Source organism: Enterococcus spodopteracolus (assembly GCF_030441955.1).
Classification (GTDB): Bacteria; Bacillota; Bacilli; order Lactobacillales; family Enterococcaceae; genus Enterococcus_B; species Enterococcus_B spodopteracolus.
Map to the genome: position 1 here is coordinate 14,920 of NZ_JARJHD010000012.1, position 14,038 is coordinate 28,957.

Genomic DNA, 14,038 nt, shown 5'->3' on the forward strand with positions numbered 1-14,038 from the left:
TTTGAAAAATTCCCGGCAGCTTATGGTAGTGCATGTGTTAGTAATTGGTATTCTGCTTTATGTGGGTAATCGTATTGGTTATTTATTTTTAGCAGAGAATACTGGGAATTTATCATTTGTAGATAATTTACTAACAGCATTCAACCGAACATTTGAAGAACTTTCTAGATTTGCCCCACAATTTTCTTATGAACCAATGTCATTAGGGATAGCAGCGGTTGCTGCTATTTCCTATGTACTTTTTGTCTTATATAAGACGTTTGATGAGAAGAATACCCGCCCTAATGAAGAATATGGAAGTGCACGATGGGGAAAGTACAGCGACATCCGTGCATTTCTTGATAAGAAAAAAGACTTCAATATCTTGTTGACGAAGAGTGAAAGCTTATCATTATCAGGACGTATGAAGATTACACGAAACGATAATTTTAATCGAAATAAAAATGTCGTTGTGGTGGGAGGAGCCGGTAGTGGTAAGACGCGATTTTATGTAAAACCTAACTTGATGCAAATGCATTCCTCTTATGTCGTCAGTGATTCTAAAGGCTTATTATTAGCTGAAACAGGCAAAATGTTTGAAGAAGCGGGTTATCAAATCAAGATTTTTGACTTGATCAACCGAAGAGATACGCATCAGTACAACCCGTTTCAATATATCCAAACAGAGGATGATATCTTGAAAATCGTGAACAATCTTATCAAAAATACGACGAACCCAGATAAAAAAGGCGGAGACGATTTTTGGGAAAAAGCTGAAACAGCCCTATTGATGGCTATTTTTAGCTTTTTGATCCAAGAAGTAACCGCAGAAGATCGGACGTTAGGAAACGTGATTGAATTAGTCCGTTTAGCAGATATTGAAGAAGATGTGCCTGGCTATGTCAGCCCATTAGATATTTTATTCAATGAGTTAGAACAAAAAGATCCGACAAACTTTGCGGTATCACAGTACAAGATTTTTAAACTTTCTGGTGATAAAACGACGAAAAGTATCTTAGTCAGTCTAGGCGTGCGGTTGTCACCATTTGATATCCCAAGTATCAAGGAACTCGTTTCACAAGATACACTTGAGCTGGATACAGTTGGTGATGTCAAAACGATCTTATATATCTTATTGCCTGATACAGATACCAGTTTCAACTTTTTAGCGAGTATGATGTATCAGCAATTATTTGACATGTTAGTTTATAAAGCCGATAACGTTTATAAGGGACGATTACCTTGTCATGTCCGTTGTATCCTAGATGAGTTTGCCAATATTGGACAAATTCCTGATTTTGAAAAAGTGATTTCGGTTATTCGAAGCCGTGAAATCTCCACAAATGTTATTTTACAAAATATCAGTCAGCTAAAAACCTTGTATAAAGATACGTGGGAAACAATTATTGGGACCAGTGATGTCTTTTTATATTTAGGCGGAATGGAACAAAGTACGCATGAATATATCTCAAAATTGCTAGGGAAACAAACGATTGAACAAAGAAATACAAGTGTCACCAAAGGAAGCAATGGTTCCTTTAGTGAGAACTTCCAGAAATTAGGACGGAACTTGATGGACCCTGATGAAGTAGCAAGTCTCAAAGGACAGGAGTGTATCTTGAAAATTCGCGGAGTTCATCCGTTTTTATCAAAGAAATATGATATTATGAAACATAAAAACTATAAGAAGTTAGGCGATGTAACAAATTCCTATATGTATGAACGAAATTTATCTGCTTAACTAGTTCGATCAATGAATCACTCATAAATAAATAGAGAGCACCTTCATTCGAATGTTAGTTTGAGAATGTGGTGCTTTTTAGTAGCTAAAAATCAAGGATCACTGAAAAGAACAATGAAATTTGTTTATTTTAGTGATCGGACGTTGAAGCAATATAGAAATAGTCAGTAAGAATAACATGTGGGCGGTTTATTATCGAAGGTTAATTGTAAAGGATGGTTCTAGTCCTTAAAACAAAATTCATTTGCTAATAGGCGATTATCCAGTTCATCTACTAAAGGAACGGGCCCTATTTATTCTAAAATTTCTAATGGAAGAAATAACTGATACAAGTAAACAGAGAATTTCGCATATACTAAATTTATGAAATAAAATAAAAAATTATTTTTACAAAAAAGGAGATTAGCAAAATTATGGATGCACAATTATTAGAACAAGTATTTGGATTAGTTTCACAGTTTACATTAATTGGTGGTGGACTATGGTTGATTTGGGGAACAATTATCCTCGCTGGTGCGTTAAAAGATAAAAATGGCCCTCAATTACAACAAGGGATTTGGCAGATTGTTGGTGGTGGATTGATTCTAGTCGCTGCGGGTTGGTTTGCTACTTCATTCAACATTGGATCATTTTTACCATAATCGTTGCGCAAAAAGAAGAGTAGGAGTATAGCATATGGAATCTGCAATTATGACTATCTTTGATCAAATCATGACATTTCTTAATGGGGACGATTTAAAAAATGTTTTAGGAATGGATTTACGAAGTTACATATATGATGCCTACAGTTTAGTGGAACGACTACAGCAACACGTAGTTGGGCCACTTGCTTTATCCATTCTAGCAATTTTTATTCTATTAGAGTTTCAAAAAATCTCAACGAAAGTTGAAGGTGCAGGTGGAGCTCCCATGTTAGGATTTGAGATGATTATCAAAGCATTGATCAAATTCGTCATTTGTTACATAGTTATTTTAAGAATTCAAGATATTTTAGATGGTATGGTTATCATTGCCGGCAATCTAACCACTAGGATTTTAACAATTGGAAATGCTTCAACTGTAAGAGATACAGCAGATGCAGTCAGACAAGCGGTCTCTCAACTAAGTTGGTGGTCACAATTAGTCGTATTACTCGTGATGTGTATCCTGTTTTTAGCATCACTTGTTGTGCGCGTACTGGTTCAAGTTACCATTTATCTTCGTTTTTTGGAGATGTATATATTTTGTGCGATGGCCCCAATTCCGATGAGTGCTTTACCGAGTCAAGAGTTTTCCGTGATGAGCAAGGGATTCTTCAAAAATTTCGCTGCACTCGGTCTACAGGGAACATTCATCGCGTTAGTATTGGTAATTTATCCGACGATTTTTCATCGTATCATGGAAGAAGTTGGTTCAGGAATTTTTGGGATTATTTTAGGTTTGACAGTTTACATGATTGCTTTATTGCTTTCTGTAAATAAAACTAAGGGATGGGCAAAAACATTGATGTCAGCATCGTAAGGAGGAACTATGGCAGTTGAGGTAAAGATACCAAAGGATATTAAAGAATATAAAGAAAAGGTAATTGCAGGAATGAATTTAAAGCAGCTGCTTTGTTTAGCTATTGCAGCTGGAGTAAATGTCTTGATCAGTTTGATTTTCATTGCAGGATTAAAGATTCCTATGGAAATCACAAGTTGGTTTATGATTCTTTCATCCATTCCAATCGTTTCATTTGGTTGGTTTAAAAGAAATGGGTTGACATTTGACATCTATCTTAAACAATTTTTCAAATACCATGTGGCACCAGGGACACGAAAAAAGAAGCCTAAGGAAGAAATGAATAAAGAAATTGAAGATGTAGGCGGGCAAGAAACATGATGAAGTTAAAAGCACTCAAAGCGTTAAAACCAACTAAAAAAACAAAAGATGAGGAAAAAGAATTTATTAGTAAACCTAAATCAAAGAAGAAAGAGGATATTGATCCTTTTAGAGATACGTTTAGGTTTGAAGAGATTTATGAAAGTGGTATTTGTAAAATCGATGAATTTACCTATTCATTAACGCTTGAGTTACAAGATATCAATTATCAATTATCTTCTGACGATCATCAAATTGAAATTTTCTCTCAATACTGCGACTTTTTAAATTCATTGAGTAGTAAAACAAAGTTGCAACTCACTGTTTATAAAAAGAAACGACCGCTTGCTGATTTGCAATCGGTTCTTTATTACAAGGCAAAAAATGATTTCCTCGATTCATATCGTGAGGAAATGAATCAAGTCATTTCAAGGAAATTAGATGAAGAAAAAAATGGCTTCAAAAAAACGATCTTATTTACTTTTGTGCAGAAACATCCTACGTTGGAGATTGCGCAAAAAGAATTAGAGATGGTAGCAGATCGTTTTGAAATGTTTGCTAGTCGCTTAGGCAGTCAAGCAAAAAAGGTAGAAAAAACAAAATTATTACATATGATTTCTGAAATTTTATTAACGAATGACAAGACGGTTAAGACAGAAGTCGACGAGGTACTACCTGAAGTCATGGAATTTAAGGAAAACAAAAACCACGTAAAAATAGATGATCACTATACAAAAACATTATATTTACAAGAATACCCTTCTGAATTATCAGATACGTTTCTTTTTGAAATGTTAGAAATCCCTCGTGAAATTGTTGTATCTTTACATATTGAACCAATGGATCAAGATGAAGCCTTTGATTTAGTGAAGACGAAATTGGCTTTTATGGAACAACAAAAAGTGGATGAGCAGAAGAAGGCATTACAAAGTGGATATGACTTTGAGATGCTCTCTTATGAACTCTCTTACTCATTAACAGAAGCCAAAGGACTGGTGGATGACCTACAAAACAGGGGACAAAAATTATATGCGATAACAGGATCTGTCTATTTCCATTCACCCACGAAAGAAAAATTGGCTGAGGTCCATGATGAAATAAACTCAGTGTCTCGTCGCTTTGGATTTAAACTCATTGAATTGGAGTTCATGCAAGAAAATGGCTTGAATGCAACATTACCGTTGGGAATCAATGCGATTCCATTAGATCGAACACTTTCAACAGCAAGTACCGCCATTTTTATCCCATTCACGATTTCGGATTTGATTCAAGAAAATGGGAAGTATTATGGTGTCAATGCGATTTCAAAAAATATTCTTTCACTCGATCGAAAATTATTAAAAGCACCGAATGGATTCGTTCTAGGAACACCAGGTTCTGGTAAAAGTTTCTCAGTCAAACGTGAAATCGTCAATGTACTACTGCGCGATGCAGATGATGAAGTCATCATTATTGATCCTGAGCGAGAATATTCTGTTATTGGTCAAAATTTCAACGGTGAGATCATCAAAATCTCGAGTGATTCACCGACAACGATCAATCCCATGGATATCAATGAGAACTATGGAGATGATACTGATCCGGTCGTGCTAAAATCAGAGTTCTTGATTTCGTTATTTGACCTGATCATTGGTGGTGCCTTGGGGCTAAGTTCGGCACAAAAAACGTTGATTGACCGTGTTTGTCGTCGAACATATGAAGTGTTGAATGACCGTACGCCAACCTTCATTGACTTTTACAATATTTTAAAAGAACAAGAAGAAGAAGAAGCCAAGCAGTTAGTCATGGATCTTGAAATCTATATTGAAGGAAGTTTATCGGTCTTTTCTGCCGAGACAAATGTCGACATTACCAAGCGTTTAGTGATTTATGATATCAAGGATCTAGGAAAACAATTGAAAACGATGGGGATGCTGATTGTATTAGACCAAGTGTGGAATCGAATCACGACCAACCGTGAACGTGGTGTTCGTACGTGGTTATATATCGATGAAATGCAGCTTTTGTTTACGAATGAATATTCTGAGAACTACTTCTTTGAACTATGGAGTCGTGCACGAAAGTGGGGAGCAATCCCGACTGGCATTACCCAGAACGTCGAAACCTTACTATTGTCCGATTTAGCTCGACGGATGTTGTCAAATAGCGATTTTATCATGATGTTGAATCAAGCAAAATCAGACCGCACACAGCTAGTTAGACTGTTTGATATTTCAGAAGAACAAGAAAAATACGTAGTGAACTCTCCAGAAGGGTATGGTCTAATGGTGTTTGGGGATACAACGTTACCCTTTTATGATCATTTCCCTAAAGATACGCAGCTCTATAAGATGATGTCAACGAAACCTGGAGAAACTTGATAGGCATACGGGAAAGGAAACAGGAAAGTGGCTGATTCAAAAATTTTAGACAAGAACAGGGCAGGTAAGAATGCTACAACTACCAGCACAAATAATAAAAAAATGGTAGTAAGAGGTAGCAAACTATCTTTAAAAAAAGATAATTCTATTAGTACTTCTCGAAGAAAAAAGCTGATGAAGTTATTGAATGGGAACAATCCTCGTATCAAAAGAAACTCCCAGCAAGCAAGTTTTCAGAGAAAGCAAAGAAAAAACGATAAGAATAATGTGAATCCGGAACCTTCAGATAGTACCAATAAAGGCAAATCGGTCAATACCCAGAGCATCCATCGACGAAAAAGAGTTCGAGAGAGTCGAAGAGATGAGCTAAAGCAACAGCAATATGATTCAATGATGCGCCCTAATAAAGTCGATCCAACCATCGCTCCTGCTCCTGTTACTAATAACAACACAGATCAAAAAAAAGAAAAAGCGAACACTCAAGCAATTTTTAATCAAAAGAACCGCCATCAACAGATTCGTGAACAACAAAAGAAAAATACTACCTACAAAGGATACACCAGTAAAGCAAAACTGGAAAAGCAACAAGGACAACAAGAAAAAATTAGTTCTAACACAACAAATATACGTCATAAAAATCAGAAAAGAGCCTTGCATCTTTCTAAAAATGAACAGCTTGAAAAAAAGAAAAGAAACAATAAGCGAAAAGAAGGAAAAAAGAAGGTTGCAGTTAAAAGGGATATGCGGACCAAATTAGATAATATGTTGAAAAATCAAATTTCACCCAAAAATCCTTTTAAAAATAAAATCAAAGACTTGATTATTGATAAGGTTGGACGAGATGAAGAGGGGAATTTGAATCTGGTTGGGATGATCATAACTGTTCTTCTTATGCTACAGTTACCCTTATTATTAAAATTAATTATTATTATTTTGATTGTTGCCGTGGTCATTGCAATCATTTCGATCTTTGTTTCTTTTTGGACAACGATTTTAAGTTTATTCGTAGTAAAAACCGAGTCGATGATGATTACCGAAGCATACAACTATGTCACATGGTTAGATACTTATAAAAACAAGGAGGTCTATGATACATACAATCGACTAGTTGATGATTCAGAGCATGATGAGGTTTATTTTGAAGTAAATGGGATAGAATCTGATCCAGAGCAGTTTATGTATATATCCAACGGAGATAACTATATCTACTATTTAAATGCAAAATTTGAAGATTATGATATCGGTAATATTGCCATTGCTACCTATCGAAAAAGAGTGGCAGAAAAAACAGATGTCTGGATTCCGTGGTCATTGAGAAATAGGACATATGCCGTTTTTCATGATGCACCTCATCCATTATCATCTGAACCTATCAAAGTATTCACGGTAAAAGATGAGATCCATGCATTACATGATATGGTCTACAACTACACGACCGTCATTGAAAAGGATAAAGAAGTTGAGACCATTGTAATAACGGCCGATAAAGAAACAGGTGAAGAGCATACAGAAGTAAAACGTGAGAAAAAAAATGTGGCTACCGTCAAAATAAATGTACAAACGATTGGGGAAATGTTTGACTCTGAACCTGAAGTAGAGGTCTATGTGTCTAGGCGTTATTCTGGAGATGACGATTACTATGGACGAGTCATTGCCTTTGATGACGATGAAATAGATAAATATTACCCAATCATGGAAAAAGATCGCTTTGAAGATAAGATTTTTATGGCCAATCCATTTGGAAAGATGAACTATGCAAATGTAGTGGATAATTTTGGCTATCGTCGACGTGATCCCAATACGCAACATTACCAAATCGCTTTGGAAGCAGAACCAGGAACGCCTGTTTATGCCACTACATTTGAAGAAGTGGAAAGTATTAACTATGGCTATTATGCTGGGCATACCGATGGATCAGGAGCTAGGACGACGGCAATAGAAACGGATACTGGTCAATATTATGCCTATTATGTCAACATCGATCCAGTCGTGAGACCAGGAAGAAACTTAGAAGCAGGGGATTTGATTGGTTATACAAGAAATCAGTTTAATGGGAATTTATTAGTTGCAATGAAAGAATATCGTTTCTGGCATAAAGATCCGGATGTTTATCCAGCGATCTACATCGATAATTTAGCCTTTAGTACGGATACCAACTTAGCCTATATGCGTAATGGTGGTGGGTTACATGGGAATCTGATCAATCCCCCATTAGCAGTTACTAAATGGCAAAACAGAGTTGCAGAACAAACGAGTAAACATGGTATTGAAGCATATACGAATGCGATTTTATCTATGATTTGGGTGGAATCTGGTGGAAATGAAGCCATTCAGCCAGATATCATAAATGCGCAACTGGCACTATCATCTCTAGAAAAAATCACTACGCCAGAGGAATCGATTGAAAAAGGCGTCGAATATTTTGCTTATCTGCTCAAAAAAGCACAAAGTAATAATCTGAATGGTCTGGCAGCGGTTCAAGCCTATAATTATGGTGAAGCGTATCTTGATGATCTGATCAAACGAAATGCGCCCTATTCCTTCGAAGATGCACGATTGTATGCACAAATGAAAAGTAATAATCAAACCATGCCGTTCGATCATATTGTTGCGCAAGGATTGGGCTATAACTGGCGCTATGCTTTTGGCAATATGTTTTATACCACTATGGTTACAAGAAACATCATGGCAGATACAGGCAGATTAGCTGAGCTTGCTAGAAAAGAATTTGGCAATCCGAATGGTGAGAAGTATTGGCGATGGGCTGGATTCAACAATCGAATGGAGTGGTCAGCCGTATTCGTTTCATGGCTAGCAAATGAAGCGGGGTACTTGGAACAAGGACGAGTATTGAATACAGCAAATGTTCTTGATATGAAAGAATGGTTTGAAGCGAATGATAAGTTCAAAACACATAATGAAAATTATGTTCCTCAATCTGGGGACCTTGTATTTTTCGACTGGTCTGGTGAAAGAACAGGAAAAGATCATGTAGGAATCGTTGAATATTCTGGTGGAAATATTATTCAGGTCATCGAAGGTAACTCTGACAATCTAGTAAGAAGAAGAACTTACGCCATTGGAAGTAATGTTATTTCAGGATATGGCCTGCCATAAGAAGATAATACTGAAAATAATTAACAGAGATGGTTTAGAAGATATCTTGAAAGGAGGAAGTATGTTAAAAAATTTTTTAGAAACAGAGTCAGGTAAAAAAATAATTATCGGACTTGGATTGTTTGTTGCTGTGGTTGCTGGGCTCGTAGGATATTCATTAATGAATACTGCACAAGAAAATACAGGTAAATCAACAGACTCAACGACAGAAGAACAAGCAACAACAGAGTCAAGAGATCGTTTTAACGCAACGATCTACAGTGGCACCTGGTATTCTAATCTACCAGATGATACAGAAATCGTATTAGCAACTGATGGAACGTATAAAGTATCTAGTGAGTGGTTTGAATCAGGGATCTATTATTTAAATACAAGTGGGCAGGTAGTTTTAGAAAACGATAAGAAGCAAACCAAAGAATTTGCTCTACAAACCAAGATGGGAAACACGATCTTATATCGAGAAGATGATGGGGAAGATGTGTATCTTTATCCTACAGAAGAAGTAAAAGCGCAGTTAGAAGCAGAAATGTCTGAACAGATTGAAGCCGCGCAACAAGCAGTTTCGCAAATGTGGATGGATATCTTGATGCAAGGAACATGGGAAAATACGAACACTAGTCGTTCATTTACGTTAGAGTTTGGAGAAGATACATTTACTCAGAAAAAAAATGAAGAAGGAAAATCAGATGAAGAAGTAACGTTTGAGTATCGAATTGTTTCATTTGATACCGATCATGAGGGTGCCAACTTTGTTGTCAATCGAACAGACAGTGGGAATCTACAGAAAACAATCACTTTTAGAATCACTGAAGAAGCGAATAAATACAGGTTACTTGGAAATGAAGGAAGCTTCCAATGGAACACTCTATTTGAAAAGCCGTATGAGTCTGTACAAATGACACAAGATGGAACGAGTCGTTCAGACACCTCAAGAACACAAGAAACCACAGATGAAGAGGGTAATACAGTCACTATAACAGAAAGAGATGTGATCTAAATGCAAAATAACGCTGATAAAGATCCAGAAATCGATAAGATAGAGAATATTTTTAAAAGAATCTTTCAAAGAGGACCAATTTGGCTCTATAAATTCGTAAAAAAAGTTTTCCAATTAGGAATAAAAGTATTTCGAAAAGTCCAAGCATTTCGACAAAAACGTAAAGAAGCACGAGAAAATCCAAAAAGTAAAGATCCAAAAGAAAAAGGAATTCTAGCCAGAGCTTGGCGTTTCTTAAGACAAAAATACAGAACGTATCAGCAAAATCGTGCAGATGGAAGAGAAAAGTTAATAGACAAAGAGTCAAAAGATAAGGGAACTTTATCAAAAGCCTGGAACTTTGTTAAGCGGAAACTTGTTATTAGTAGAGACCACCTGACCAGAGAACAGGGGACTGCCTCAATGTCCCATGGACGAAGTTCAGCTGAAAAGCCCTTACTCTCTAGGAGTAATTCAGCTGAAAAAGGAGGCACTCCAGATGGAAAACCAAGACTATCCGCAATGACGAACAGAGCGAATAGTCAAGCAAAACTACACAATGATGCATTAATAAGTCAGGGATTGACAAGAAATCCACTAGCGAAAGGTAAAGGTACACCATTACCAACGAGATAGTCTGTAGATCTAGAGAAAAAAACAGGTGGATAATTTCCACCTGTTTTTTTATGTCTATAGTTGATTGAGAAGAATCGTTGCGAATAAACCAAGTGCATAACTACTGTTGAACAAAATCATATTTTTGATCGAATAGCTAAAACTGATAGGCTGCGGTAGACTCTCTTTGAATAGCTGAAGATTAAGATAGATTTTTGGTATAGTCAAGAAAGCCAGAAGGATTGGCCATTGAAAAATACCACTAATCAGTCCTACTAAAAGAATCAGATAGCACGCATACATCAAAAGTTGAAAAAGCATGATACCGATTGGGCGACCAATGTAGAAAACTAACGTGTATCGATGATTTTCAATATCTCGCTCCAAATCGCGTAAATTATTCGCTAACATAATATTGGCTATCGTAAAAACAAGTGGGAGTGCTGCAAGAAAGATGGTGGCTACTGCCCAGATATTGCCAGACAAATTGAAGGTGCCAGTTGCTAAAGACAGGGTTAAATCAAATAGATCGCTACGATGAGTGTTGATATAGATGACCATCGTAAAGATCCCTAAACCCATGGTAAAACCGCTGAAAATCTCTCCTAATGGCATACGTGATAAAGGGATAGGACCAAAAGTATAAAAAATCCCAATAAAACAACAAATCATGCCCATTAGCAACAATAACCAACCGGTCCGCAACGTCAGTAATATACCGATGACTAAGACAAAAGCAATCATCCCCAAAATCATGTTTCGTACGAGTTTTGGTGAAATACCAGTCCGTCCAATGACGTTCTCTTCATATTTATAAATTTCCGAATGTGCTTTTTCATAATCCATATAGTTATTGATTGCGGTAGTTGCTAAGTCAAAGATAAGCATACCAATAAAAAACAGTAAAGTGTTCAGCCACTGTATTTCGTGAAAAAAAGCGATAGAGAATAAAACCCCTATCGCAAAAGGAAATACACTAGCGACCTTCGTACGTAGTTCAACTACTTCTAAAAAGATTTTTAGTGTCATATCAGTTACTCCTTAGTTTAATTCAGAACGATCGCCCATAGTATATTTTGAATCTTCAGCGAGTTTGAAAGTGTCTTTGATTGGATCTGTCACATAGACCTTATCATCTTTTGTAACAAAAATCGCCTCAGTTCCGTCATTCAGTTTATCCTCGATGTAAGCCAAGCCATCTTTGACACCCATGGCGAAGACTGCAGTAGATAGTCCGTCTCCATCAATAGATTGATCGGTGATGATCGTGACACCAGCGATGTCATTGTCAAATGGATAACCAGTTTTTGGATCAAACAAGTGATGATATTTCACGCCATCGACTTCTAAATAGCGCTCATAGATTCCAGATGTGACTAATGTTTTATTTCGTTCTTTGATCGAGCCGAGGATCGAACCACGGGCAAGATTCGGATCTTGGATACCGACTGTCCAATCTTGATCTTCTCCTCTAGGACTGTGTCCAAGAACATAGACATTCCCACCTAGATCGACGATCGCAGTCGTTACGTCATTGTCTTTCAAGACTTTGACGACTTCATCGGTAATGAACCCTTTCGCAATTGCCCCTAGATCAAGGATCATGCCTTTTTCTTGCAAGTAAACAGTCTTTTCTTCATCATTGAATTTGACTTTATGGTAGTCGACTAACTTCAATGCTTCATCAATTTCTGCTTGAGATGGCTTACGGGCATCATCGAAACCGATACGCCATAGTTGCGTGATGGGACCGATTGCCATATCAAAGCCTCCATGTGAGTCTTCGCTGTACTCATATGCTCGTTTTAATAAACGGTACACATCGTCGGATACTTTGACTGGTTGGATTCCTGCTTGTTGATTGATTTCATCAACTTCGGAGCCGCTTTGATTGATTGTGATTTTATCGCCTAACTCTTTGACTCGGTCAAAAGCAGTTTTCAATACGTCTTCTTTCCCTTCATCGTAGATACGGATACGAACGTAAGTACCAAGCAAAAATTGTTCGTCTGTGTAAGGGTCAGAAAGCAGGGAAGTGTTATTCTCTTGTTTGTCTTCAGTCGTTGAATCTGTGCGACAACCAGCCACGGTCAATAGGCACAAAAACAAGACAAAAGGAAGTAATCGTTTCTTCAACATCTATTCCTCATTTCTTTTTATCTATTTCATGTTCCACATAAAGAGAAATCTCTAAGCGAAATCAAAAGTAAGTTCATGCTTTGTATTCTAATATAATCTGGCAGGAATGAACATCTTTTTTTCGGGGGGTGTAGCGTTTGTAGGGATAGCACAGAAAAAGAGATGTGACAGTTGCCACATCTCCAAAAGGATTATCGTAAAGGCAGATGAGCCTTCTGTTAGACAAAGTTTATTTTGTCACAATGTTATCGACTTCAATTGTTTGTGTATCGCCTTTTTCAGCAGCATTGACTAATTGTTGTGCGTACATGATGAATGAATGTGCACTGTGAGTTGCACCAGTAACAACTTCTACATCTGCTGGAGAACCATCTTCTTCGCCCATTGCTGAAACAAGTTCATCGTTTAATTCTGGGATGTAAGTTTGAGGATCAGTACCAGATTTTTCTTTCATCTTTTCGTTGTACTCTGTATCATCTTGTTTTGATTTGCCATCTGCATCGATGTAATCAAAGTTTGATTCAATGACTTTGCCATCTGCAACAGTCAACTCAAATTGTACACGGTAACCATTCGAATAGTTTTTCTCTTCTAATTTGTATGTGCCGTCTTGTAATTCCGCGCCATTGTCGATTTCAATTGTTTCTGTGTTACCTGCTTGAGCCGCTTGGATCAATTGTTGTGCATAGTTTTGGAAGCTTTCTGATGAGTGTGTCGCACCAGTGATAACTTCTACATCGCTTGCACTTTGTGCGCTTACCAATTGATCGTTCAATTCAGGAATGAACGTTTCTGGTTTTGTGCCAGATTTTGCTTCCATCTTTTCGTTGTATTCCGCGTCATCTTGTTTTGATTTGCCATCTGCATCGATGTAATCAAAGTTTGATTCAGTGATCTTGCCGTCTTTTACAACGATTTCAAATACTGAACGATAACCATTAGAGTAGTTTTTTTCTTCTAACTTGTATGTACCGTTTTGTAATTCTCCACCAGCAACGATTTCTTTAGTTGATTCTGTTGTACTAGTTTCTGTTGTAGAAGATTGTGCAGTAGAAGTAGAAGAAGATGTACTACTTGAACTATCATTGTTATCTGATCCACAAGCTCCTAGCATCAATGTTGAGAATGCTAATACCGCAACCCCCGTAACAAACCGATTTTTCTTCATTTTTAACCCCACCATTTCATTTTTTTGTCCACAAATTCCTTGTGATTCATTATACATTCTAATGGATATCATCAATAAGTCAACCGTTTTACAAAAATAACGAC

General features: G+C 36.9%; 11 protein-coding genes. 8 read left to right on the top strand and 3 right to left on the bottom strand.

Annotated features, from left to right (window positions below; translation table 11 throughout):
* The first annotated feature begins 22 nt into the window (after positions 1-22).
* The 8 genes from P3R27_RS11660 (at position 23) to P3R27_RS11695 (ending at position 10,648) form a co-directional block, all read left to right on the top strand.
* Positions 23-1,720 carry a VirD4-like conjugal transfer protein, CD1115 family gene (locus tag P3R27_RS11660; RefSeq protein ID WP_126134442.1) on the top strand — a complete coding sequence of 566 codons (1,698 nt, stop codon included), beginning with the start codon at positions 23-25 and terminating at the stop codon, positions 1,718-1,720.
* Between the two features lie 413 nt (positions 1,721-2,133).
* Entirely contained in the window at positions 2,134-2,361 is a 228-nt protein-coding gene (locus P3R27_RS11665; protein ID WP_034689518.1) for a hypothetical protein, read from the top strand.
* Positions 2,362-2,395: 34 nt separating this feature from the next.
* Entirely contained in the window at positions 2,396-3,220 is an 825-nt protein-coding gene (locus P3R27_RS11670; protein WP_034689517.1) for a VirB6/TrbL-like conjugal transfer protein, CD1112 family, read from the top strand.
* Positions 3,221-3,229: 9 nt separating this feature from the next.
* Positions 3,230-3,580, top strand: coding sequence for a PrgI family protein (locus tag P3R27_RS11675; protein ID WP_019722807.1), 351 nt, complete (start codon positions 3,230-3,232; stop codon positions 3,578-3,580).
* Positions 3,577-5,919 (top strand): VirB4-like conjugal transfer ATPase, CD1110 family, encoded by a 2,343-nt coding sequence (locus tag P3R27_RS11680; RefSeq protein WP_034689516.1) that lies wholly within the window; start codon positions 3,577-3,579, stop codon positions 5,917-5,919. The genes P3R27_RS11675 and P3R27_RS11680 overlap by 4 nt, the downstream gene beginning before the upstream one ends.
* 27 nt (positions 5,920-5,946) lie before the next feature.
* Positions 5,947-9,036, top strand: coding sequence for a lysozyme family protein (locus P3R27_RS11685; protein ID WP_301356747.1), 3,090 nt, complete (start codon positions 5,947-5,949; stop codon positions 9,034-9,036).
* Between the two features lie 61 nt (positions 9,037-9,097).
* Positions 9,098-10,033 carry a hypothetical protein gene (locus P3R27_RS11690; protein ID WP_126134416.1) on the top strand — a complete coding sequence of 312 codons (936 nt, stop codon included), beginning with the start codon at positions 9,098-9,100 and terminating at the stop codon, positions 10,031-10,033.
* Positions 10,034-10,648 (top strand): hypothetical protein, encoded by a 615-nt coding sequence (locus P3R27_RS11695; RefSeq protein ID WP_126134415.1) that lies wholly within the window; start codon positions 10,034-10,036, stop codon positions 10,646-10,648.
* 54 nt (positions 10,649-10,702) lie between these two features.
* On the opposite strand, the gene menA is transcribed toward P3R27_RS11695, so the two are convergent.
* The 3 genes from menA to pplA form a co-directional block, all read right to left on the bottom strand.
* The gene (menA, locus tag P3R27_RS11700) at positions 10,703-11,656 is read right to left on the bottom strand and encodes a 1,4-dihydroxy-2-naphthoate polyprenyltransferase (protein WP_034689511.1); all 954 of its coding nucleotides are present in this window, start codon (positions 11,654-11,656) and stop codon (positions 10,703-10,705) included.
* A 12-nt stretch (positions 11,657-11,668) separates the two neighbouring features.
* Complete coding sequence (locus P3R27_RS11705) at positions 11,669-12,766, bottom strand: FAD:protein FMN transferase (protein ID WP_126134414.1); 1,098 nt, start codon at positions 12,764-12,766, stop codon at positions 11,669-11,671.
* 229 nt (positions 12,767-12,995) lie between these two features.
* Positions 12,996-13,934 carry an extracellular electron transfer flavoprotein PplA gene (gene pplA, locus P3R27_RS11710; protein WP_301356748.1) on the bottom strand — a complete coding sequence of 313 codons (939 nt, stop codon included), beginning with the start codon at positions 13,932-13,934 and terminating at the stop codon, positions 12,996-12,998.
* Positions 13,935-14,038 lie beyond the last annotated feature (104 nt).

Bases quoted from the DNA above. Each gene is read 5' to 3' on its own strand.
- P3R27_RS11680 (WP_034689516.1), top strand. From the start codon at position 3,577: ATGATGAAGTTAAAAGCACTCAAAGCGTTAAAACCAACTAAAAAAACA.
- P3R27_RS11690 (WP_126134416.1), top strand. From the start codon at position 9,098: ATGTTAAAAAATTTTTTAGAAACAGAGTCAGGTAAAAAAATAATTATC.
- P3R27_RS11665 (WP_034689518.1), top strand. From the start codon at position 2,134: ATGGATGCACAATTATTAGAACAAGTATTTGGATTAGTTTCACAGTTT.
- menA (WP_034689511.1), bottom strand. From the start codon at position 11,656: ATGACACTAAAAATCTTTTTAGAAGTAGTTGAACTACGTACGAAGGTC.
- P3R27_RS11675 (WP_019722807.1), top strand. From the start codon at position 3,230: ATGGCAGTTGAGGTAAAGATACCAAAGGATATTAAAGAATATAAAGAA.
- P3R27_RS11670 (WP_034689517.1), top strand. From the start codon at position 2,396: ATGGAATCTGCAATTATGACTATCTTTGATCAAATCATGACATTTCTT.
- P3R27_RS11660 (WP_126134442.1), top strand. From the start codon at position 23: ATGGTAGTGCATGTGTTAGTAATTGGTATTCTGCTTTATGTGGGTAAT.
- P3R27_RS11695 (WP_126134415.1), top strand. From the start codon at position 10,034: ATGCAAAATAACGCTGATAAAGATCCAGAAATCGATAAGATAGAGAAT.
- P3R27_RS11705 (WP_126134414.1), bottom strand. From the start codon at position 12,766: ATGTTGAAGAAACGATTACTTCCTTTTGTCTTGTTTTTGTGCCTATTG.
- pplA (WP_301356748.1), bottom strand. From the start codon at position 13,934: ATGAAGAAAAATCGGTTTGTTACGGGGGTTGCGGTATTAGCATTCTCA.